This is a genomic window from Streptomyces sp. S07_1.15 (assembly GCF_020739505.1).
Lineage (GTDB): Bacteria > Actinomycetota > Actinomycetes > Streptomycetales > Streptomycetaceae > Streptomyces > Streptomyces xinghaiensis.
Genome location: NZ_JAJBZK010000001.1, coordinates 2,887,592 through 2,907,897 on the forward strand (window position 1 = coordinate 2,887,592; position 20,306 = coordinate 2,907,897).

General features: G+C 74.0%; 21 protein-coding genes and 1 pseudogene. 8 read left to right on the forward strand and 14 right to left on the reverse strand.

What is annotated here, in order from left to right; genetic code table 11:
- Positions 1–217: 217 nt before the first annotated feature.
- The 3 genes from LIX60_RS12230 to LIX60_RS12240 all read left to right on the forward strand — a co-directional run bounded on the left by LIX60_RS12230 (position 218) and on the right by LIX60_RS12240 (position 2,487).
- Positions 218–547 carry a WhiB family transcriptional regulator gene (locus LIX60_RS12230; protein ID WP_095756982.1) on the forward strand — a complete coding sequence of 110 codons (330 nt, stop codon included), beginning with the start codon at positions 218–220 and terminating at the stop codon, positions 545–547.
- 213 nt (positions 548–760) lie between these two features.
- Complete coding sequence (locus LIX60_RS12235; RefSeq protein ID WP_227958473.1) at positions 761–1,450, forward strand: MOSC domain-containing protein; 690 nt, start codon at positions 761–763, stop codon at positions 1,448–1,450.
- 263 nt (positions 1,451–1,713) lie between these two features.
- Entirely contained in the window at positions 1,714–2,487 is a 774-nt protein-coding gene (locus tag LIX60_RS12240) for an SDR family oxidoreductase (RefSeq protein ID WP_227958474.1), read from the forward strand.
- Positions 2,488–2,667: 180 nt separating this feature from the next.
- Here LIX60_RS12240 and groL read toward each other — a convergent pair whose 3' ends face one another.
- The 4 genes from groL to LIX60_RS12260 form a co-directional block, all read right to left on the reverse strand.
- Positions 2,668–4,293: a chaperonin GroEL gene (gene groL, locus LIX60_RS12245; RefSeq protein ID WP_227958475.1), complete on the reverse strand. Its 1,626-nt coding sequence runs from the start codon at positions 4,291–4,293 to the stop codon at positions 2,668–2,670.
- Between the two features lie 93 nt (positions 4,294–4,386).
- Entirely contained in the window at positions 4,387–4,695 is a 309-nt protein-coding gene (gene groES, locus LIX60_RS12250; protein ID WP_019710502.1) for a co-chaperone GroES, read from the reverse strand.
- Positions 4,696–5,078: 383 nt separating this feature from the next.
- A complete protein-coding gene (locus LIX60_RS12255) occupies positions 5,079–5,486 on the reverse strand; it encodes a VOC family protein (RefSeq protein WP_227958476.1) in 408 nt (135 codons plus the stop codon).
- A 199-nt stretch (positions 5,487–5,685) separates the two neighbouring features.
- Positions 5,686–6,936, reverse strand: a complete 1,251-nt coding sequence (locus LIX60_RS12260) for a polysaccharide deacetylase family protein (RefSeq protein WP_227958477.1) — start codon at positions 6,934–6,936, stop codon at positions 5,686–5,688.
- Positions 6,937–7,007: 71 nt separating this feature from the next.
- Here LIX60_RS12260 and LIX60_RS12265 point away from each other — a divergent pair, with 71 nt between their 5' ends.
- The 3 genes from LIX60_RS12265 (at position 7,008) to LIX60_RS12275 (ending at position 8,887) form a co-directional block, all read left to right on the forward strand.
- A complete protein-coding gene (locus tag LIX60_RS12265) occupies positions 7,008–8,339 on the forward strand; it encodes a methyltransferase domain-containing protein (RefSeq protein ID WP_227958478.1) in 1,332 nt (443 codons plus the stop codon).
- A gap of 156 nt (positions 8,340–8,495) precedes the next feature.
- The gene (locus LIX60_RS12270; protein ID WP_227958479.1) at positions 8,496–8,708 is read left to right on the forward strand and encodes a hypothetical protein; all 213 of its coding nucleotides are present in this window, start codon (positions 8,496–8,498) and stop codon (positions 8,706–8,708) included.
- Complete coding sequence (locus LIX60_RS12275; protein ID WP_227958480.1) at positions 8,654–8,887, forward strand: DUF397 domain-containing protein; 234 nt, start codon at positions 8,654–8,656, stop codon at positions 8,885–8,887. The genes LIX60_RS12270 and LIX60_RS12275 overlap by 55 nt, the downstream gene beginning before the upstream one ends.
- 220 nt (positions 8,888–9,107) lie before the next feature.
- Here LIX60_RS12275 and LIX60_RS12280 read toward each other — a convergent pair whose 3' ends face one another.
- Genes LIX60_RS12280 through LIX60_RS12295 form a run of 4 tightly spaced genes read right to left on the reverse strand, consistent with a single transcriptional unit; the run spans position 9,108 to position 13,933 of the window.
- Complete coding sequence (locus LIX60_RS12280; protein WP_227958481.1) at positions 9,108–9,872, reverse strand: LUD domain-containing protein; 765 nt, start codon at positions 9,870–9,872, stop codon at positions 9,108–9,110.
- Positions 9,869–11,413 (reverse strand): lactate utilization protein B, encoded by a 1,545-nt coding sequence (locus LIX60_RS12285; protein WP_227958482.1) that lies wholly within the window; start codon positions 11,411–11,413, stop codon positions 9,869–9,871. The genes LIX60_RS12280 and LIX60_RS12285 overlap by 4 nt, the downstream gene beginning before the upstream one ends.
- On the reverse strand, positions 11,410–12,249 hold the full coding sequence (locus tag LIX60_RS12290) for a (Fe-S)-binding protein (protein ID WP_227958483.1): 840 nt from the start codon (positions 12,247–12,249) through the stop codon (positions 11,410–11,412). The genes LIX60_RS12285 and LIX60_RS12290 overlap by 4 nt, the downstream gene beginning before the upstream one ends.
- Positions 12,250–12,271: 22 nt before the next feature.
- Positions 12,272–13,933, reverse strand: coding sequence for an L-lactate permease (locus LIX60_RS12295; protein WP_227958484.1), 1,662 nt, complete (start codon positions 13,931–13,933; stop codon positions 12,272–12,274).
- Positions 13,934–14,135: 202 nt separating this feature from the next.
- Here LIX60_RS12295 and LIX60_RS12300 point away from each other — a divergent pair, with 202 nt between their 5' ends.
- Entirely contained in the window at positions 14,136–14,930 is a 795-nt protein-coding gene (locus LIX60_RS12300) for a FadR/GntR family transcriptional regulator (RefSeq protein WP_227958485.1), read from the forward strand.
- A gap of 81 nt (positions 14,931–15,011) precedes the next feature.
- Here LIX60_RS12300 and LIX60_RS12305 read toward each other — a convergent pair whose 3' ends face one another.
- The 4 genes and pseudogenes from LIX60_RS12305 to tsaB all read right to left on the reverse strand — a co-directional run bounded on the left by LIX60_RS12305 (position 15,012) and on the right by tsaB (position 18,028).
- On the reverse strand, positions 15,012–15,275 hold the full coding sequence (locus LIX60_RS12305; protein WP_227958486.1) for a hypothetical protein: 264 nt from the start codon (positions 15,273–15,275) through the stop codon (positions 15,012–15,014).
- Complete coding sequence (gene tsaD, locus LIX60_RS12310; RefSeq protein WP_227958487.1) at positions 15,272–16,444, reverse strand: tRNA (adenosine(37)-N6)-threonylcarbamoyltransferase complex transferase subunit TsaD; 1,173 nt, start codon at positions 16,442–16,444, stop codon at positions 15,272–15,274. The genes LIX60_RS12305 and tsaD overlap by 4 nt, the downstream gene beginning before the upstream one ends.
- Before the next feature lie 163 nt (positions 16,445–16,607).
- A pseudogene (locus LIX60_RS12315) lies at positions 16,608–17,198 on the reverse strand (GNAT family N-acetyltransferase); the annotation flags it as partial.
- Positions 17,199–17,341: 143 nt separating this feature from the next.
- A complete protein-coding gene (tsaB, locus tag LIX60_RS12320; RefSeq protein ID WP_227958488.1) occupies positions 17,342–18,028 on the reverse strand; it encodes a tRNA (adenosine(37)-N6)-threonylcarbamoyltransferase complex dimerization subunit type 1 TsaB in 687 nt (228 codons plus the stop codon).
- A gap of 224 nt (positions 18,029–18,252) precedes the next feature.
- Here tsaB and LIX60_RS12325 point away from each other — a divergent pair, with 224 nt between their 5' ends.
- A complete protein-coding gene (locus tag LIX60_RS12325) occupies positions 18,253–18,834 on the forward strand; it encodes a hypothetical protein (RefSeq protein WP_227958489.1) in 582 nt (193 codons plus the stop codon).
- 281 nt (positions 18,835–19,115) lie between these two features.
- Here the strand turns inward: LIX60_RS12325 and LIX60_RS12330 are convergent, their stop codons facing one another.
- Positions 19,116–19,334 (reverse strand): hypothetical protein, encoded by a 219-nt coding sequence (locus LIX60_RS12330; protein WP_095756987.1) that lies wholly within the window; start codon positions 19,332–19,334, stop codon positions 19,116–19,118.
- A 239-nt stretch (positions 19,335–19,573) separates the two neighbouring features.
- Complete coding sequence (tsaE, locus tag LIX60_RS12335; RefSeq protein ID WP_374117846.1) at positions 19,574–20,215, reverse strand: tRNA (adenosine(37)-N6)-threonylcarbamoyltransferase complex ATPase subunit type 1 TsaE; 642 nt, start codon at positions 20,213–20,215, stop codon at positions 19,574–19,576.
- Between the last annotated feature and the right edge of the window lie 91 nt (positions 20,216–20,306).

Consider the following 20,306-nt stretch of genomic DNA (forward strand, 5'->3'; position numbering starts at 1 on the left):
GGCTCCGGCCGGGGGCTCCGGACGGACTATGCCCTATTTGGTGGCATTCATACCGCTTTGCTGACGAGTGTGGCTAGATTTTCCATGAGTAATATTTTCAGGTGGTTACACATGGAACGTGCGGTCGTGGGCACTCACGGACGCGCGGTCGCGAGCTCCACCGGCCGTGGCCACCCGGCCTCCGACGCCGTACCGGTACCTCCCGAGGAGACGAGCCATGGCAGATTTCTCCCGCCTTCCCGGACCCAACGCCGATCTGTGGGACTGGCAGCTGCTGGCCGCCTGCCGCGGGGTCGACAGCTCGCTCTTCTTCCACCCGGAGGGCGAACGCGGGGCGGCCCGGAGCGCGCGGGAGAACTCGGCCAAGGAGGTCTGCATGCGCTGCCCCGTCCGCGCCCAGTGCGCCTCGCACGCGCTGACGGTGCGGGAGCCGTACGGCGTGTGGGGCGGGCTCACCGAGGACGAACGGGAGGAGCTGATGGGCCGGGCCCGCAACCGGCTCGTCCCCACCGGGCAGGCGCCCGGGTACCAGGGCCCGCCCCGGTGAGCCGGGGCCCGGTACGGCGGGCCGCGGCGCGCCGCCGCGCCGGCTGCCGCGCCGGCCGCCGTGGTTGACCGGGGCGGACCGGGGCAGCCGACGGTCATGACGACGGGCATCACAGACGAGCGGGCGGTGCGGCCCCACCCCGCGCGCAAGCACGAGCACGGGCCGGGGCGCGACCGCGGGCCGGGGCACGGGAGGCCCCTCTCCTCCGCCCCCATGCGCCTCCTCTCCGTGAACACCGGCCGCCCCCGCCGCTCCGGCCACACCGACCGGGCCCGGAGACTCACCGGGATCGGCAAGCGGCCTGCGGAGGGACCGGTCGCCGTGACGGCGCCCGGGCCCCGGGGCTCGGGCGGCAGCGGCCTCGCCGGGGACGCGGTGTGCGACCGGCGCTTCCACGGCGGCGAGCACCAGGCGGTGTACGCCTACGGCCGCGAGGACCTGGACCGCTGGGAGGCCGAACTCGGCGGCGCCCTCCCCAACGGCGTCTTCGGCGAGAACCTGACCACCGCCGGTGTGGACGTGAACGGCGCCCTGATCGGCGAGCGCTGGCGGGTGGGACCCGACCTGGTGCTGGAGGTCAGCGGCACGCGGATCCCCTGCCGCACCTTCGCCGGCCATCTGGGCGGAGCCGGGCTGCTGCCCACGGCGGACGGCCGGGGCTGGATCAAGACCTTCATGCGCGCCGCGGTCCCGGGCGCGTACTTCCGGGTCGTCCGGCCGGGCTCCATCCGGGCCGGGGACACCGTCGCCGTCGAGCACCGGCCGGACCACGAGGTCACGGTCTCCTTCCTCTTCCGGGCCCTGACGCTCGAACCCCGGCTGCTGCCGCGCATCCTCGCCGCGGGCGACGCCCTGCACCCGGAGTCCCGCGAGACCGCGCTGCGGCGGGCCGCCGCCGGCTGACGCCGGCCCGGCCGCGGCCACGGCCGCCCGGCCTCAACGCCCTGAGCGGCAGGGCCGGTTGCGGCCCCGGGCGGTATCCGGGTCCCACGGGGCGCGGGCTGACATCCCGTGGGTTCCGGGCCGGGAGGGGCCTGGCTCTGACGGGCCGTCAGTTCTCTTGCGCCGCAAGCCACCGGCGGCCCGGGGCGGCGGGGCGGAAGCCGGGGCCCCGGAAGGTGAGGAGCGGCACGGCGGCCGTCGACGGCGCCGGATACCGTGCGCGTATGACGACTGCGTTGATTACGGGAGCCACGGCGGGCATCGGTGCGGCCTTCGCCCGGCGGCTCGCCTCCGACGGGCACCATCTGGTGCTGGTGGCGCGTGACGAGAAGCGGCTCCGCGAACAGGCCACCGAGCTGCACGACCGGCACGGCATCGAGGTGGAGGTGCTGCCCGCCGACCTCTCCACCGAGGAGGGGATCGAAGCCGTCAAAGCCCGGCTGGAGGAGCGGACCCACCCCGTCGACCTGCTGGTCAACAACGCCGGGTTCGGGCACCGCGGCGCCTTCCTCGACGTACCGGTCGAGGACGAGCTGACCATGCTCAAGGTCCACTGCGAGGCGGTGCTGCGGCTGACGTACACGGCCGTCGCCGGGATGCGGAACCGGGGCCGGGGCGGGGTGATCAACGTGGCGTCCGTGGCCGCGTTCGTCCCGCGCGGCACCTACGGCGCCAGCAAGGCGTGGGTCGTGCAGTTCACCCAGGGCGTGGCCCACGACCTCGCCGGGTCGGGCGTGCGGCTGATGGCCCTCTGCCCCGGCTTCGTGCGGACGGAGTTCCACGAGCGGGCCGGTGTGGGGACGGACAACATCCCCGGCTGGATGTGGCTGGACGCGGACCGCCTGGTCGAGGCCGCGATAAAGGACCTTGGACGCGGCAAGTCGCTGAGCGTTCCGGACCCCCGCTACAAGACCCTCACGGGACTGGTGAAGCTCGCGCCGCGCAACATGCTGGGCGGGATCAGCTCCCGTACGGGGCGCAAGTTCGGCCCGCGGTGACGGCTGCGCCGGGCCCGGAACCCCGGGACGGAGCAAGGGCGTTACGCGACCGGGGCCGTGAGCCCGCGGCCCTGCCCCCCGAACCGCCGAAGCCGGCGCCCCCAGCGGGGCGCCGGCTTCGTCCGTACGGCCGGAACCGGTCCGGACCACCCGTGCGGGCGGCCCGGGGCACCGGTCGCGTCAGTGGGCGTGGCCGTGGCTGTGGCCACCGGCCTCCTGCTCCTCCTCGGCGGGCTTCTCGACGACCAGGGTCTCGGTCGTCAGCAGCAGCGAGGCGATGGAGGCCGCGTTCTCCAGGGCGGAGCGGGTGACCTTGACCGGGTCGATGACCCCGGCCTTGACCAGGTCGCCGTACTCGCCGGTCGCGGCGTTGAAGCCGTTGCCCTTCTCCAGCTCGGCGACCTTGGAGGTGATGACGTAGCCCTCCAGGCCGGCGTTCTCCGCGATCCAGCGCAGCGGCTCGACGACGGCACGGCGGACGACGGCGACACCGGTGGCCTCGTCGCCCTCCTTGCCGAGCGAGTCCTTGAGCACCTTGGCGGCGTGGACCAGCGCCGAACCGCCACCGGACACGATGCCCTCCTCGACCGCGGCGCGGGTCGCGGAGATGGCGTCCTCCAGACGGTGCTTCTTCTCCTTGAGCTCGACCTCGGTCGCGGCGCCGACCTTGATCACGCACACGCCGCCGGCGAGCTTGGCGAGGCGCTCCTGGAGCTTCTCGCGGTCCCAGTCGGAGTCGGTGGTCTCGATCTCGGCCTTGATCTGCGCGACGCGGGCCTGCACGTCCTCGCTCTTGCCGGCACCGTCGACGATGGTGGTGTCGTCCTTGGTGACGGTCACGCGGCGGGCGGAGCCCAGCACGTCGAGACCGGCCTGGTCGAGCTTGAGGCCGACCTCCTCGGCGATGACGGTGGCACCGGTGAGGGTGGCCATGTCGCCGAGCATCGCCTTGCGGCGGTCGCCGAAGCCGGGGGCCTTGACGGCCACGGCGTTGAAGGTGCCGCGAATCTTGTTGACGACGAGGGTGGAGAGCGCCTCGCCCTCGACGTCCTCGGCGACGATCAGCAGCGGCTTGGAGGAGCCGGCCTGGATGACCTTCTCCAGCAGCGGCAGCATGTCCTGGATGGAGGCGATCTTGCCCTGGTGGATCAGGATGTACGGGTCGTCGAGGACGGCCTCCATACGCTCCTGGTCGGTCACCATGTACGGCGAGAGGTAGCCCTTGTCGAAGGCCATGCCCTCGGTGAAGTCGAGCTCCAGGCCGAAGGTGTTGGACTCCTCGACGGTGATGACACCGTCCTTGCCGACCTTGTCCATCGCCTCGGCGATGAGCTCGCCGACCTGCTTGTCCTGGGCGGACAGACCGGCGACCGCGGCGATGTCCGCCTTGGAGTCGATCGGGCTGGCGGTGGCCAGCAGCTCCTCCGACATCGCCTTGACGGCGGCGTCGATGCCCTTCTTCAGGGCGGCCGGGGAGGCGCCGGCGGCGACGTTGCGCAGGCCCTCGCGGACCAGCGCCTGGGCCAGCACGGTCGCGGTGGTGGTGCCGTCACCCGCGATGTCGTTGGTCTTGGTCGCCACCTCCTTGACGAGCTGGGCGCCCAGGTTCTCGTACGGGTCTTCGACCTCGACCTCGCGGGCGATGGTGACACCGTCGTTGGTGATGGTCGGAGCGCCGAACTTCTTGTCGATGACGACGTTGCGGCCCTTGGGGCCGATCGTCACCTTCACGGTGTCGGCGAGCTTGTTGACGCCGCGCTCGAGGGCGCGACGGGCGTCCTCGTCGAACTTAAGGATCTTCGCCATGGGTTGCCTGAGTCCTCTCAACGAGCCGCGCCCCGGCGCCCGGTGGTTCAGTACACGGGAGAGCCGGGGCGCAGATCAGAATTGCTGGGTGAATTACTTCTCGACGATCGCGAGCACGTCGCGAGCCGAGAGGACGAGGTACTCCTCGCCGCTGTACTTCACCTCGGTGCCGCCGTACTTGCTGTAGAGCACGACATCGCCGACGGAAACGTCGAGCGGAAGACGGTTGCCGTCCTCGAAGCGGCCCGGACCGACGGCAAGGACGACGCCCTCCTGGGGCTTCTCCTTCGCGGTGTCCGGGATGACCAGGCCGGAAGCCGTGGTCTGTTCGGCGTCGAGCGGCTGGACCACAATGCGGTCCTCGAGCGGCTTGATGGCAACCTTGGAGCTGGCGGTCGTCACGATCCGACCTCCCCCTTCGGAGATCTCACGGGGTTAACTGTCTGAGGTGGCGACCGGGTAAATCCGTCGTCGCGGGTGCCGGACCTGCCCGTCGCTGTGTTGGCACTCGCCGGTGGTGAGTGCCAGCGCCGAGCCTATGACGGCGTTAGCACTCGGTCAAGCTGAGTGCCAACGAGTCGTGGCGCCGGCGGCCCGGAGCGGGGGCGGGCAGAGGACCGTCCGGGGGGATACGGGGTGCCCGAGGGCGCGCACGGGGCGCGTACGCGCCGGTTCCGGGCAGGCCGACGCGCCGCCGGCGCCGGGGCGTGGCGGCGCGTGACGGCGCGTGGCGGCGCGTGGGAGAAGCCGGGGCCCGCGGACCCGCGGTGGCGGGCCGGGCGGCGTCACTGCATGGCGGACATGTCCATGTTCACGACCTCCCAGTGGTGCCCGTCCGGGTCCTGGAAGGAACGGACGTACATCGGGCCCTCCTCCATGGTGTCGCTCGCCGGCGAGCCGCCGGACGCCAGCGCCGTGTCCACCAGCCGGTCGACCTCCTCGCGGCTCTCGGCGGCGAGGGCGGTGATCACCTCGGTGCTGCTCGCGGTGTCCGCGATCTCCTTCCTGATGAAGCCCTTGAAGAAGGGCTCGGCCAGCAGCATCGCGAAGATGCTCTCCTCCTTGAGCACCAGACACGCGGACTTCTCGTCGGAGAACCGCTCGTCGAAGGAGTAGCCGAGTGCGCCGAAGAAGGCGCGGGAGCGCTGGACGTCCTTGACGGGGAGGTTGACGAAAACGCTGGTGACAGCCATGGTGTCGCCTCTTCTCTCTCGCTCGCGCCGCTCGCCGGCGCGAAGCTCTGCTGTGGGGTCGCTGTACGGGGGCGGACCGGCGGACGGGGCGGAACTCATCGGTGGCGACGGGCTTTTCTCGGGTCTCCCTCGGCGGGCCGGCGGCCCCGGCCGGGCCGGCGCGGGCGGGCGGGGCGGGCGCCCAGGGGCCATCGCCCGCTCAGGAGCCGCCGACGTAGTCCTCCAGCAGGGCCACCGCGAACCCCTCCTCGGTGGCCTGGTCCAGCACCCGCCGCAGGACGTCCCGCATGTCGCCCTTCCAGTGGGCCCGCCCCCGGAAGTGCGTGAGGACGATGTCGCCGGGGCGGAACCGCCCGTCCAGCGCCCCGCGGCGGTACTCCGTCCGCCCGGGGAAGACCTCCTGGTTCCACAGCGGCACGACCTCGATCCCGCAGGACGCGGCCGCGCGCAGGGTGGAGCGGTCGTAGCCGCCGAACGGGGGGCGGAACATCGTGGGGCGCACGCCGGTCTCCCGCTCCAGGTTGTCCTGCTGGCCGCAGATCTCGCGGCGCTGCTTCTCATAGGGGAGAGCGGGGAGGTAGGGGTGGGTGAGGGTGTGGTTCTGCGTCCCGGCGCCCAGGTCGCGCAGCCGGCGGAAGTACCCGTAGTCCTCGCGGGCCAGGCTGTGCGTGAGGAAGGCGCTGACCGGGACGTTCAGCTCCCGGACCATGCGGAGCAGCCGGGGGTCCTTGTCGGCGCCGTCGTCGATGGTCAGGAAGATGACGCGGTCGTCGGTGGGGACCCGGGTGATCACATGCGGCAGCCCGTCCTCCGGGCGGTGCGGGCCGCGGCGGAGCCCTTCCGGGGTGGTCAGCACCGGCTTGACGACGGGCGGGGGCGGCGGGGCGAGCGGGGCCGAGCGCAGCCCCCACCTGCGGGCCACGGCGGGGCGCGCGGCCGGGGCGCGCCGCAGCCGCTCGGCGCGGGCGGCGAGGGCCCGGGCGGGGACGGAGAGCAGGTCGCCCGAGCCGGGCGCCTCGTCCGGGGCGGCGTTCCGGGCGTCGAGGGAGGGATCGGGGACCGGCCCGTGCTCCTCGGAGGGGCCGCAGGCCGCGGCGAGGAGTCCGGTGAGGACGAGGGCGGCGGCGGTGCGGCCGGTACGGCCGGCACGGGGCCGGGCCGTTCCGCGGGAACGGGGGCGGGAGCGGGGGCCCGGGCACGGTTGGTTCGGGGGCCGGGGGGCACGGCCGGGATGGCCGGAGCAGCCGCAGTCGCCGGCCCCGCCGGCCCCGCCGGGGCCGTGGGGGCAGCGGGAGCGGACCGCTGCCTCCCACGGCGGCGCCGGGGACGTCTGCCGGCCGGAGCGGAGGCGGGCCGGCGAGGCGGAGGTCCGGGGAGCACGGGGCCGTGCCCGCCGGGTCTGTGCCTTCGCAGGCCCGATTGACTTGTAGGCTTTTCGTACAAACCCCATGAAACGGGATGCTGCCAGGGGCCCCACCCGGCGCAACTCCGGTGCCCCGTCCGCCGGTCACCGCCCCCCGGATGGCCCACAATGGGCAGGTGAACGACCCCGCCGCCACCTCCCCCGGCTCTCCCGACCACCCGGGTTCCACCCCCGGCGCCGTCGATCCCGCCGTCTCCGCCTTCTCCGCCCTGCTCACCGACGAGGGACGGCACCTCCTCACCGCACTCCGCGACCACGACCCGGCACACGAGCTGGCGACCGCCACCCGGCTGCGCCGTGAGCACCCCGCCGAGCTGGTGTCGGCCGCGCTGGGCCAGGCGCGGCTGCGGCAGCGGGCGGTGGCGAAGTTCGGCACCGGGGACGCCCACCGGATGTTCTTCACCCCGAACGGGGTCGAACAGGCGACCCGCACGTCCGTCGCCGCGTACCGCGCGCGCCGCCTCTCCGCCCTGGGCGTGCGGCGGGTGGCGGACCTGTGCTGCGGTATCGGCGGGGACGCGATCGCCCTGGCGCGGGCCGGGATGTCGGTACTGGCCGTCGACCGTGATCCGCTGACCTGCGCGGTCGCCCGGGCCAACGCCGAGGCGCTGGGGCTGGACGGGCTGATCGAGGTGCGCCGCGCGGAGGTGACGGAGGTGGACACGGCCCCGTACGACGCGGTGTTCGTGGACCCCGCACGGCGCGGGGGACGCGGCCGGGTGTTCGACCCGGAGGCGTACTCGCCACCGCTCTCCTGGGCCATCGGGGCGGCGCGCCGGGCACCGTACGCCGCGCTGAAGATCGCCCCCGGGGTGCCGCACGAGGCGGTGCCGGAGGACGCCGAGGCGGAGTGGATCTCGGACGGCGGCGAGGTGAAGGAGGCCGTGCTCTGGTTCGCCCCGGGCACCGGCTCCCCCGAGGGCCGTCCGGACGCCGAGGCCGACGCCATGCCCCACACCGCCGCTCGCGTCGCACCGGGCACCCGCCGCGCCACCCTGCTGCCGTCCGGCGCCTCCCTGCCGGCCTCCGGACTGCCCGACCCGGAGGCCGGACCGGTGGGCCGCTACCTCTACGAGCCGGACGGCGCCGTGATCCGGGCCCACCTGGTGGCGGACGTGGCGGCGGAGCTGGAGGGCGGACGCCTGATCGACCCGACCATCGCCTACATCACGGCGGACGCGCTCACGCCGACCCCGTACGCGACGGCCTACGAGATCACCGACGCCCTCCCCTTCAACCTCAAACGGCTCAAGGCGCTGCTGCGCGAACGCGAGGTCGGAACGCTGACGGTCAAGAAGCGCGGCTCGGCGGTCGAACCGGAGGAGCTGCGCAAGCGGATCAAGCCCAAGGGCCCGAACGCGGCCACCGTCTTCCTCACCCGCGCGGCCGGAGCCCCGGTGATGCTGATCGGCCGGCCGGCGCCGCGCTGAGACGGCCGAACGAAGCCAAATGCCCTGGTGAGGCGCATCACCGTCCAGTGGGTGAGACGGGTGGAATGGGATGTACCCCCTCCCGTGTTGAGTCCCGACACCGTACGGATGTACGGATACACGGGTGCACGGATGAGCGGGGACGGAGAACCGGGAATGGGCCGCAGGGACGAGCGGGACGGCCAGATCGCCGACATCACGATCGTGGCGGTGGTCTGCGTCCTGTGCACCGGGGCGTTCGGCATGGCCGGGCGGGCGGTGTCGGAAGGGCTGCTGGACCAGTCGCTCGCGGGCCGGGCCGTCGAGATGGCCGCGTGGTTCACCGGGGTGCTGGTCTCCACGTTCTGGGCGGTCGGCCGCCTCCGCTGAGCCGGGCCCGGCACACGCGGTCGCATGACCGGGCGGCCGGGCGGCCGGGCGAGGTTGATCGCCGCCGGACCTTTCCCGGCACCGTCCACGTCCGCGACTCCAAGGACAAGGCCGGTCCTCAGCTCGCCCTCTCCACCGTCGCCTGGTCCGCGTTCGTCTCCTACGCGGCCCGGGGCTGACCCGGCGGCACCGAACCGGACGGACACCGAGGCGCCCCGCACCGGATGCGACATGGTGCGGGGCGCCCCCGTCTCCGTACAGGAAAAAGACGGACCGGCCCGGCTTCCGTGCGGCGGAAGCCGGGCCGGTCCCGGTGGGCGCGGGTATCGGGACGCTGTGCGCGCGGGGTCCCCGATGCCCTGCCCCGGTCGGGGAGTTGGGTGGTCGGCGCCCGGGCCGTCAGCCGGTCACCAGCAGGACCTCCAGGGTGCGGGGGCCGTGGACGCCCTCGACGCGGCGGAGTTCGATGTCGCTGGTGGCCGAGGGGCCCGAGATGAAGGTGAGCGGGCGGGCCGGGTCGAGCCGCGCCATCGCCTCCGGTACGGACGCCACCACCTGGTCCGCGCGGATCACGCACAGGTGGTGGTCCGGCACCAGGGTCAGGGCGCGCCGCCCCTGGCCCGGGCCGCCGTCGAGGACGAGGGTGCCGGTGGCGGCGATGGCGGTGACCGCCGTGGTCACCACGCCGTCCACGTCGTCGAGTTCGGTCACGGTCAGCGGCGGGTCGCCGTCCGGGAGCAGCCGGGGCGCGGGGCCCGGGGCCGCGCCCGGGGGCGGCTCCGGGCGCCAGTGCTCCGGGAAGCCCTCCGGCAGGACGACCCGGGCGGCGCCGCGTGCGGCCAGGGAGTCGGCGATGGCGCCCGCCACCGCGTCGTCCGCGACCGTCCGCACCGTCGCCTTGTAGTCGACGAGCCGGTCTTCGAGCAGCCGCAGCGCCTCGGGCGAGCCGGGCGCCTCGGGCCCCGCGTGGGAGTAGGGGCGCTCCACCGGGACGGCCCCGGGGACCGGCCCCGGCTCGGACGCTCCGGGTACGTCGGACAGGGCGCGGCGGATGCGGCCGAGGACCGCCGCGCGGGCCTCTGCGTTGCGCCGGGCCGCCGGTGCGGCGGGGCTCGGGGCGGAGGCGTGCCCGGGTGCGGGTTCGGGGGTGTCGGGTGTGGTCATTGGTGAGTCCTCTTCCACCAGGCGCGGAACGATTCCTGCGGCGGGGCGGGGGTGTCGCGGGCGTCGCTCCAGGCGGACAGCGGGCCGGGCAGCCGGCCGATCCTCCCCGGGGGCGTGTTGCCCCGTCCGGCGAGCAGCCGTCCGCCGAGGGAGCCGAGCCGCTGGGCGGCGGCCAGCCGGCGGGCGTCGGAGAGCACCCAGCGGGCGGCCTTCATGGCCATCCGTTCGGAGAAGGCGCCGCGGCGCCGGTCCGGCTCCCGGGCCGGGGCGTCGCCGCTTCCGGCCGCGCCCGTGCCCGTACCCGAACCCGTGCCCGCGACCTTGCCGGTCTCCGGTGGCCCGTCCGCGACCCTGGCCCGCAGATGGACCAGCACCTCCGGGATGTTGATCTTCACCGGGCAGACGTCGTAGCAGGCGCCGCAGAGCGTGGAGGCGTAGGGCAGGGACTTGTCCACCTCCGACCGCGTGCCGCGCAGCTGCGGTCCGAGGATCGCGCCGATCGGGCCCGGGTAGACCGAGCCGTAGGCGTGGCCGCCGACCCGTTCGTAGACCGGGCAGACGTTCAGGCAGGCCGAGCAGCGGATGCAGTTGAGGGCCTGGCGGCCGATCTCGTCGGTGAGGACGTCGGTGCGCCCGCCGTCGAGGAGCACCAGGTGGAAGGTGCGCGGGCCGTCGCCGTCGGCGGTGCCGGTCCAGGTGGAGGTGTAGGGGTTCATCCGCTCGCCGGTGGAGGAGCGGGGCAGCAGTTGGAAGAAGACCTCCAGGTCCTGCCAGCTCGGCACCAGCTTCTCGATGCCGACGACCGAGATGAGGGTCTCCGGGAGGGTGAGGCACATCCGCCCGTTGCCCTCGGACTCGACCACCACGGCGGTGCCCGTCTCGGCGACGAGGAAGTTGGCGCCGGAGATGCCGACCTTGGCGCGGAGGAACTTCTCCCGCAGATGGCGCCGGGCGGCGCCCGCCAGGTCGCGGGGCTCGTCGGTGAGGCCCTCCGGTGCCGGGGTGCCGTAGTCGCCCATGGAGCGGAGGAAGGTCTCGCGGATCTCCGAGCGGTTGCGGTGGATGGCCGGGACGAGGATGTGCGAGGGGAGGTCGTCGCCGAGCTGGACGATCAGCTCGGCCAGGTCCGTCTCGTACGCGGCGATGCCGGCCTCGGCCAGCGCCTCGTTGAGCCCGATCTCCTGGGTGGCCATCGACTTGACCTTGACGACCTCGGTCTCGCCGGTGGCCCGGACCAGGTCGGTGACGATGCGGTTGGCCTCGTCGCCGTCCCGCGCCCAGTGCACCACGCCGCCGGCCGCGGTGACCTTCTCCTCCAACTGGAGGAGATAGCGGTCGAGATGGCGCAGGGTGTGCTCCTTGACGGCGCGCCCGGCCTCGCGCAGCTCCTCCCAGTCGCCGAGTTCGCCGACGACCGCCGCCCGCTTTCCGCGGATGGTGCCGGTGGCGTGCGCGAGGTTGCGGCGCAGTTGGGTGTCGGCGAGTGCCGTCGCGGCCCCTTCGGGGAAGGCCGGCATGCCGACGAATGTTCCGCCGCTCATCGCTTCGCCCCCTTCGTCGTACCGGTTGTCTTCGTAGCGGACTTCGGCTTCCCGGATTTCGGCTTCCGTGTGCCGGTGACGGCGGCGGCCGGCGTCCCGGGGGCCGGGTCCGCCTCCGTACTGGCCAGGATCTCCGCCAGGTGCAGGGTGCGCACGCCGGTGCGCTGCCGGGACAGCGCACCGCCGATGTGCATCAGGCAGGAGTTGTCGCCCGCGACGAGCACCTCGGCGCCCGTGCTCCGCACATGGCGGACCTTGTCGGAGCACATGGCGACCGAGGTGTCCGCGTTCTTCAGCGCGAACGTGCCGCCGAAGCCGCAGCACTGGTCGGCCTCGGGCAGCTCCACCAGGTCGATCCCGCGCACCGCGCGCAGCAGCCGGAGCGGCTTGTCGCCGACCCGGAGCATGCGCAGGGAGTGGCAGGTGGGGTGGTAGGTGACCCGGTGGGGGAAGTACGCCCCGACATCGGTGACCTTCAGTACGTCCACCAGGAACTCGGACAGCTCGTACACCTTCGGCGCCGCCGCCACGGAGGCGGCCAGGTCCGGGTCGCCGGAGATCTCGGCGACCCGGCCGTGGTTCTCGCGCACCATGCCGGCGCAGGAGCCGGACGGGGTCACGACGGCGTCGTATCCGGCGAAGACCTCGCCGAACGAGCGGACGAGCGGCACGCAGTCCCGCTGGTAGCCGGTGTTGAAGTGCATCTGCCCGCAGCAGGTCTGGTCCGGCGGGAACTCCACCGTGCAGCCGAGCCGCTCCAGCAGCGTCACCATCGCCCGGCCGGTGGCCGGGAAGAGGGTGTCGTTGAAGCAGGTGATGAACAGGGCGATTCGCATGAGGGGGATTCTCCGTCCGCCGTTACGGCAGCATCCAGGCCAGGACGTTGGACTGGAGGTAGACCAGGACGCACATGGCGAGCAGCAGTCCGAGGCTCCACTTGATGGCGCCGCGGAAGAGCTGGGACTCCTTGCCGACCAGGCCGACCGCCGTGGCGGCGATGGTGAGGTTCTGCGGGCTGATCATCTTGCCGACCACGCCGCCGGAGGTGTTGGCGGCGACCAGCAGGGTCGGGTCGAGGCCCGCCTTGGCGGCGGCCGCCTGCTGGAGGGTGGCGAAGAGGGCGTTGGCGGAGGTGTCGGAGCCGGTGACGGCGACGCCCAGCCAGCCCAGGATCGGGGAGAGGAAGGCGAAGGCCGCACCGGTTCCGGCGATCCAGGTGCCCATGGTGATCGTCTGGCCGGACATGTTGAGGACGTAGGCCAGGGCGAGCACGGTGGCGACGGTGAGCAGGGCCCAGCGGAGCTTGGCGACGGTTCCGCCGAACTCCCGCACGGTGGTGGCCGGGTCGACCTTGTAGACGAGCGCGACGAGCACGCCGGAGATCAGCAGCAGGGTGCCCGGGGAGGAGAGCCACGGCAGGGTGTAGACGGTGCTGGTCACCACGTCGCCCGCGGCGTTGAGGATGTTCCCGTCCAGACCGGGCCAGGGGATCTTCACATCGGTCGAGGCCAGGAACTCCTTGAGCGGCGTCCACAGCTTGGCCAGCGAGAAGATCGCGATGATGATCAGGTACGGCAGGAAGGCCATGAGGAGGGAGCCCTCGCGCCGGTCCGAGGTGGCGTTGGCCGCCTCCTGGGCCTCGGCGGCCTCCGTCCCGAGCTCCTTCTCGGTGGCGGCCTTCAGCGACGCCTTGGCGTCCTGGCCGCCCTGCGGCTTCCAGACGCGGAGGAAGACGACCAGCGCGGCCAGGCCGATGAGCGAGGCGATGATGTCGGTGAGCTCGACGGAGATGTAGTTGGCGCTGACGAACTGGGCCAGGCCGAAGGCGGCACCGCAGACCAGGGCGGCGGGCCAGGTCTGCCGCACACCGCGCTTGCCGTCGACGAGCGCCACCAGCAGCAGCGGGACGAAGACGGCGAGCAGCGGGGTCTGCCGGCCGACGTAGGCGCCGATCTCGGTGTACGGGATCTTGGTGAGTTCACCGGCGGTGATGATCGGGATGGCGATCGCGCCGAAGGCCACGGGCGCGGTGTTGGCCACCAGGACGGTGATCGCCGCGCGGACCGGGGAGAAGCCGAGGGCCATCAGCATCACACCGGTGATCGCCACGGGGGCGCCGAATCCGGCGAGCGCCTCCAGCAGACCGCCGAAGCAGAAGGCGATGATGACCGCCTGTATCCGGGGGTCGTCGCTGATCAGGCCGAAGGCCCGGCGGAGATCCTCGAATCGGCCGCTGACCACGGTGAGCTGGTAGACCCAGATCGCGGTCAGCACGATCCACATGATGGGGAAGAGGCCAAAAGCCGCCCCCTGGGTCGCCGAGAGCAGGGCGAGGCCGGGGGCCATGCCGTAGCCGGCGACGGCGACCAGCACGGCCACGGCGAGCGAGACGAGGCCCGCCCAGTGCGCCTTCATCCTGAGGCCGCCGAGCAGGACGAAGAGGGTGAGCAGGGGAAGGGCGGCCACGAGGGCGGACAGGCCGAGGCTGTCCGCGATGGGAGAGATATCAGGCTGGTACATACGGTCCTCTTGAGGGTTTGGTCAGACCATACGGATGGGGCGCGCACACGCTATTGAGCCGATCGCGAGGTGTCCAGAGGTTCGACCACGTCAATTTGATTGGTCAGACCTTTCGCTTCCAGGACCTCACGTATGCTCACGGAGTGGGGCGAGGGGACCCGTCCCGTCCAACGACGGCCCTCGGAAAGGGAAGAAGCGTTCTATGGCTGACGCCGCGGCCTGGGAACCGGTGCCGCGTTCCCGCACCTTCGAGCTCGTACTGGCCCGCATCGAGGAGCAGATCCTCGCGGGCAATCTGCGGGTCGGGGACCGGCTGCCCCCGGAGCGGGAACTCGTCGACCTGCTGGGCGTCAGCCGCGCGGCCGTCCGTGAGGCCCTGCGCGTCCTGGAGGCCCACGGCGTGCTGCGCGCCCGGGTCGGCACCGGGCCGTCCTCCGGCAGCGTGATCGCGGCCATGCCCAGCGAAGGGCTCACCCAGCTGCTCCGGCTGCACATGGCGCTGGCGAACTTCCCGCTCGACGACGTCGTCGAGTCACGCGCCACGCTGGAACGGGCCAGCGCCCGCCTCGCCGCCCGGCGCGCCACCGTCGAACACCTCGCGCGGATGCGGGCCGAGCTGGACGCCATGGACCGGCCCGGACTCTCCCGGGAGCGCTTCAACGACCACGACACCGCGTTCCACGTCGCCATCGCCGAGGCCGGCGGCAACCGGCTGATGACGGACATGACCGTCGCCGTGCGCAACGCCTTCCGGCACGTCCTGCTCAAGGCGTTCAACAAGATCGACGACTGGGAGGCGGTGGCGCGGCGGCTGCGCGGCGAGCACCGCGCCATCTACGACGCGATCGCCGCCGGGGACCAGGAGCGCGCGGGCGACCTGGTGGAGGCCCACATCCGCGGCTTCCACGGGGACATCATGCGGGGGAAGCTGGACGACTCCGATCTGAACGGCGGCGGCAGCGGCGGCGTCGCGAGCGGGTCGTCCGGGCGGCGCTGAGGCGCACAGCCGGACGGGGCCGAGGCGGGACCGGGCCGAGGCATGGGGTGCCCTGCGCCGCGCCCGGCGTCCGCGCGCCGGTCAGCCCGTGCCGAGGGACTCGAAGCGCCAGCGGTGCACCGGGCGGGCCGCCAACTCCGGGCTGGGATCGGGGAGTTCGGGGACATCGGCGTCCAGCGGGGCGTCCCACCAGGTGATCACCAGCACCCGGTCGCCGGACGCGGCGAAGGTCTCGCGGCGCAGCGGCGCCCGCTCGCCGTCGAGCCGCTGCTCGCGCACCCAGGCCAGCAGCTCCGCGGCGCGCCCCCCGGCGGCACGGGCCTCCCACATCAGGGCCACGGTCATGAGTACAGATTCCCCTTGCTCAGCTCGTGCACGTGATCGTGCGAGTGCGTGTGGGAGTGCGAGTGCGTGTGGGAGTGCGCGGGCGGGTGCGTGTCTCCGTGGCCTCGCTCCGCCTCGGCGGGCTCCCCGCCCGGGACGTGCGGTTCCGTGACCGGGAGGGACGAGTCCGCGGACAGGTCCCAGGCCGAGACCGACCGGCCCCGGGCCACCATCTCGGCGCCCAGCGCGGCGACCATCGCGCCGTTGTCCGTGCAGAGCTTCGGCCGCGGTACGCGCAGAATGATGCCCGCGTCCTCGCAGCGGCGCTCCGCCAGGGCGCGCAGCCGGGAGTTGGCCGCGACACCGCCGCCGATCATGAGATGGTCCACGCCGTTGTCACGGCAGGCGCGGACGGCCTTGCGGGTGAGGACGTCGACGACCGCCTCCTGGAAGGACGCCGACACATCCGCCACGGGCACGTCCTCGCCCGCGTTCCGCTTGGCCTCGATCCAGCGGGCCACGGCCGTCTTGAGCCCGGAGAAGGAGAAGTCGTAGGCGGCGTCGCGGGGGCCGGTCAGGCCGCGCGGGAAGGCGATGGCGTCCGGGTCGCCGTCGCGCGCCATCCGGTCGATGACGGGGCCGCCGGGGAATCCGAGGTTCAGGACCCGGGCGACCTTGTCGAACGCCTCGCCGGCCGCGTCGTCGATGGTCGAGCCCAGCGGCCGGACGTCGCTGGTGATGTCCGGGGCGAGCAGCAGGGAGGAGTGGCCGCCGGAGACGAGGAGGGCCATCGTCGGCTCGGGCAGCGGTCCGTGCTCCAGCTGGTCGACGGCGATGTGCGAGGCGAGGTGGTTGACGCCGTACAAGGGCTTGCCGAGGGCGTACGCGTAGGCCTTGGCCGCCGAGACGCCGACCAGCAGGGCGCCCGCCAGGCCGGGCCCGGCCGTGACGGCGATGCCGTCGAGGTCGCCGGGCGCGACCCCGGCCTCCTTCAGGGCGCGCTGGATCGTCGGGACCATCGCCTCCAGGTGGGCGCGGCTGGCGACCTCCGGCACGACCCCGCCGAAGCGGGCGTGTTCGTCGACGCTGGAGGCGACGGCGTCGGCGAGGAGGGTGTGGCCGCGGACGATGCCGACGCCGGTCTCGTCGCAGGAGGTCTCGATACCGAGGACAAGGGGCTCGTCAGCCATGGATGGTCGTTCCCTGTTCGTCTGGGTCCGCTGCCGGGATGTCGGGGCTGCCGGGGGTGCCGGGGGTGCCGGGGGTGGTGGCTTGGCCGGCGCGTCCGGCGGTGGGTTCGGGCTCGGCTCCGGATTCGGGTCCGGATTCGCGTTCGGGTTCGGGTCCGGGTTCCGTCCCGGATACGGACCCGGGTGCGCGGCCGGGGGCCGGGGCGTCCGGAGCGGCGGGGCCCGGCGCCGTGCGGCGCATGACCAGGGCGTCCACGTTGCCCGGCTGGTAGTAGCCGCGGCGGATGCCGAGGGGCCGGAAGCCGAAGCGCTCGTAGAGGCGCTGGGCGCGGGTGTTGTCGACGCGGACCTCCAGCAGCACCTCCTCGCAGGCGAACGCCCAGGCGGCCGCGAGCAGTTCGGCCAGCAGGCGGGCACCGAGGCCGGTGCCCCAGTGGGCGCGGGTGACGGCGATCGTCTGCACGTCACCGGTACCGCCGGAGGCCGCGAGGCCGCCGTAGCCGACGATCCGGCCGGCGGCCGCCGGGGCGGCGAGCGGTGGCGCGGCGCTCCCGGGCTTCCCGGTTCCGCCGGGCCCGGCGCTCCCGCCGGGCTCCCCGTCGGGGCCGGTCTCCTCGGCGACGAGGTAGCGGCGGGAGGCGTCCCTGCCGCGGGCGTGCGCGAGTTCCGACCAGAACATGCCCTCCGTCCAGGCGTCCTCCGGGAACATCTCGCGCTCCAGGTCCAGCACCGCCGGGATGTCCCACCAGCGCATCTCGCGCAGCACGACGGCGGGTACGGGGGCGACGGGTACGGGGGCGGGTGCCGGGGCGTGCGCGCCGGTGCGCACACCGGGCGTCGCGCCCCTCGCCGCGCCCCCGGCCGTCCCGCCGGTGGCTCCGGGTGTCGCCGCGCCGGTCACCGTGGCGTGACCACCTTGTAGTTGGCCGGCACCTGGGCGTCCGGGCGGCGCAGATAGAGCGGCCGGACCGGCTCTCCGGCGCTCGCCAGGAACTCCGGGTCCCCGGCCGCGAGCCGTTCGGCGGCGAGAGCGGCCAGCGCGCCCGCCGACTGGTGCTCCGGCATCCCCTCCGGCACGTCGCGGAAGACGTCCCGGTAGAGCAGCGCGCCCGCGCCGACCGCCGGCCCGTCCGCGACCTGCTCCGCGATCTCGGCGGGGCGGTCCACGGCGGGTGCGGTGAGGCGGGTGCGGGCGTCGGCGTAGCGGGCCCAGTAGACCTCTTTGCGGCGGGCGTCCGTGGCCACGGTGAACGGGCCGTCGAGCCCTGCCCGCCCGGCGGCGTACGCGATGCCGTCGAGGGTGCACAGTCCGTACACCGGGGCGCCGGTCGCGGCGCCGAAGGCGGCCGCCGTGACCAGGCCGACGCGCAGTCCGGTGTACGGGCCGGGCCCGGCCCCGACGACGATGCCGGTCACCGAGGGCAGCTTCACCCCGGCCTCTCCGAGCACCCGGTCCACGGCGGGCATCAGCAGCTCACCGTGGCGCCGGGCGTCCACGCGGGACGCCTCGGCGAGGACGCGCTCACCGTCGTGGAGGGCGACGGTGACGGCGGGGGTCGCGGTGTCAAGAGCGAGCAGCAGCACGGGTACAGCCTACGGCGCTCCGCGCGGACCCCGGCCCGGCCCGTGGCCCGCCCCACCCGGGCCGGGGGCCCCGGCCCGGGTCCGGGAGAGGAAGCGGGGGCGTGCCCGCGGGCGGGCCGGGGCGCCGGAGTGGGCAGGGCTCCGGCGCGGGCGCGGGGCGGGGTTCCGGCGGTGCTAACGTCGGGCCCACGCACGTACGGCGGTACGAAAAGGTGGTCGCAGGGGTGGCAGTGAGCAGCTCGGGGAAAATCGTGGCCGGGCTGACCGCGGTGGCTCTCGCCGCGGTCGGATTCCTGACCTACCAGGCTGCCGCCAGCGCCTCCGACCGGCCGGCCGCCTCCAAGGACCGCGCCGCCGCCTCGGCCTCGCCCGAGCCCGGCAGCAGCGAGGACGCCGGACCGGAGAGCGGGGAGACGGCGGACGAGAAGCCGGCCGTGCCCGCGGACTCCGGCACCGGGCTGCGCGTCGTCTACTCGCTGGGCGCCGAGCGGGTGTGGCTGGTCGGCGAGAACGAGCAGCCCACCCGGACGTACGAGGTCTGGCCCAGCGCCGTGAGCCCGGCACCGGGCGAGTACGCGGTGGTGTCGCGCGCGGAGAGCGTCGCCGGGTCGGACGGGGTGCCGATCGAGCACTCGGTGGTGTTCACGACCACCGAGGGGGTGGTCATCGGGTTCAGCGCCGCGGTGGACGGCTCCAAGCCGGACCCGGACGCGGGGAAGACCGGCGGGATACGGGCCACGCGCGAGGACGGCGCGGCGATGTGGAAGTTCGCGCCCGTCGGCACGAAGGTCGTCGTGGTTCCCTGATCCGCCCGGTCCGGAGGCGGCGCCGGGGGCTTACCCCGGCCCCGGCCGCGCCGCGGCGCCCACGCTGTTCGCCCCGCGCTGTTCGCCCCGCGGTGTCCGCGCTCGGCGCGGAGTGGTTCGTCTTGCGTCCGCCCGGCGCGCGGAGCCCGCGGACGGTCCGTTCCCGGCCGGCTCCCGGTCCGTTTCGGGTCCGTTTCGGGTCCGTTTCGGGTCCGTTTCGGGTCCGTTTCGGGTCCGTTTCGGGTCCGCTTCCGAAGATCAGAGCGAGGGCGGAATCCGCGTCAGGCGGCTTGACGCACGGTGGCCGCGCCCGGGGTACCGGGGCGGCCGTCCCGGGCACCGCCGGCGTTCCCGGCGCGGCTCTCCTCCGGGCCCTTCGGCGGGGTGGAGACGGCCGCGGCCGCCGCGCAGGCGGCGAGCAGGCGGCTCACCGACGGCGGCCGGCCCTCGGGACGGGTGCCCGGTGCCGCCGCGTCGGCGGCGGGCTCATGGCGCTGCATGGTGCCTCCCGGGGAGCTCCGGTACGAACGTTCGGAGGATGGGTTAGGTTCACCTAACCACACTGCTCTCCCATGGGACCACGCACGGCGCCGTCGACGCAACATCTTGCCGACACGATGTCGGAACGCCGCCTCCGGAGTTTCCCCGGGCGCCCGCGCCGGATGGTCCTCCGGCCCCCCCGGCCCGGTCCGGGCCGTCCCGGCCGTCCCGGCCATGCAGCCGCGGCCGTCCGGTCCGTTCAGCCGCGGCCGTCCGCCCCCTCCGGCCCGTCCGACCGGCCGGGCAGGTCCATGAGGGACGACAGACCGGCGGCCGCCCAGCGGTGGCCGACGCCCGTCACGGAGACATCCCGCACGTCGTCCCCGGCCGCCGCCTCGTCCGGGCCCGGGCCGTCGGCACCCTCCGCGCGCTCGATGACCACGTGCAGCCGGTCCTCCGACAGTTCCTCCATCCGGCCCTCGCCCCACTCCACGACGACCACCGACTCGGGCAGCGACACGTCCAGATCGAGATCCTCCATCTCGTCCAGGCCACCGCTCAGCCGGTACGCGTCCACATGCACCAGGGCCGGGCCCGTGCCGAGCGGCGGGTGCACCCGCGCGATGACGAAGGTCGGGGAGGTGACCGCGCCGCGCACGTTCAGGCCCTCCCCCAGACCGCGCGCGAGCGTCGTCTTGCCGGCGCCCAACTGGCCGGTGAGGAGCACGAGATCGCCGGGGCGCAGCAGCCGGGCCAGGCGGCGGCCGAGCTCGCGCATCGCGTCGGGGGTGCGGACGGTCAGCCGGACCGGGGGTGCGGCGGCTGCCGGGTCCGCGGGGGTGACGGTGTCCGCGCCGGTACCCGCGCCCGGGGCGCGGCTCGTGTCGTACGGGGCTTCCATCTCTCTCCTTGCGTGGTCCCGTCCCGCCTTCGCACGGGAGGGAGGCGTCCTGCTCCTCCGGTGCCCGAGGCGGCGGAGGGCCGGGCGGGAA

What these genes read in the sequence shown, in the direction of transcription:
- LIX60_RS12240 (WP_227958474.1), top strand. Translation starts at nt 1,714, where the DNA reads ATGACGACTGCGTTGATTACGGGAGCCACGGCGGGCATCGGTGCGGCC.
- LIX60_RS12260 (WP_227958477.1), bottom strand. Translation starts at nt 6,936, where the DNA reads ATGGGGTTTGTACGAAAAGCCTACAAGTCAATCGGGCCTGCGAAGGCA.
- LIX60_RS12280 (WP_227958481.1), bottom strand. Translation starts at nt 9,872, where the DNA reads ATGACCACACCCGACACCCCCGAACCCGCACCCGGGCACGCCTCCGCC.
- tsaD (WP_227958487.1), bottom strand. Translation starts at nt 16,444, where the DNA reads ATGGCTGACGAGCCCCTTGTCCTCGGTATCGAGACCTCCTGCGACGAG.
- groL (WP_227958475.1), bottom strand. Translation starts at nt 4,293, where the DNA reads ATGGCGAAGATCCTTAAGTTCGACGAGGACGCCCGTCGCGCCCTCGAG.
- LIX60_RS12290 (WP_227958483.1), bottom strand. Translation starts at nt 12,249, where the DNA reads ATGCGAATCGCCCTGTTCATCACCTGCTTCAACGACACCCTCTTCCCG.
- LIX60_RS12300 (WP_227958485.1), top strand. Translation starts at nt 14,136, where the DNA reads ATGGCTGACGCCGCGGCCTGGGAACCGGTGCCGCGTTCCCGCACCTTC.
- LIX60_RS12265 (WP_227958478.1), top strand. Translation starts at nt 7,008, where the DNA reads ATGGCCCACAATGGGCAGGTGAACGACCCCGCCGCCACCTCCCCCGGC.
- tsaE (WP_374117846.1), bottom strand. Translation starts at nt 20,215, where the DNA reads ATGGAAGCCCCGTACGACACGAGCCGCGCCCCGGGCGCGGGTACCGGC.
- LIX60_RS12295 (WP_227958484.1), bottom strand. Translation starts at nt 13,933, where the DNA reads ATGTACCAGCCTGATATCTCTCCCATCGCGGACAGCCTCGGCCTGTCC.
- LIX60_RS12330 (WP_095756987.1), bottom strand. Translation starts at nt 19,334, where the DNA reads ATGCAGCGCCATGAGCCCGCCGCCGACGCGGCGGCACCGGGCACCCGT.
- LIX60_RS12255 (WP_227958476.1), bottom strand. Translation starts at nt 5,486, where the DNA reads ATGGCTGTCACCAGCGTTTTCGTCAACCTCCCCGTCAAGGACGTCCAG.
- LIX60_RS12285 (WP_227958482.1), bottom strand. Translation starts at nt 11,413, where the DNA reads ATGAGCGGCGGAACATTCGTCGGCATGCCGGCCTTCCCCGAAGGGGCC.
- LIX60_RS12230 (WP_095756982.1), top strand. Translation starts at nt 218, where the DNA reads ATGGCAGATTTCTCCCGCCTTCCCGGACCCAACGCCGATCTGTGGGAC.
- LIX60_RS12305 (WP_227958486.1), bottom strand. Translation starts at nt 15,275, where the DNA reads ATGACCGTGGCCCTGATGTGGGAGGCCCGTGCCGCCGGGGGGCGCGCC.
- LIX60_RS12235 (WP_227958473.1), top strand. Translation starts at nt 761, where the DNA reads ATGCGCCTCCTCTCCGTGAACACCGGCCGCCCCCGCCGCTCCGGCCAC.
- LIX60_RS12270 (WP_227958479.1), top strand. Translation starts at nt 8,496, where the DNA reads ATGGGCCGCAGGGACGAGCGGGACGGCCAGATCGCCGACATCACGATC.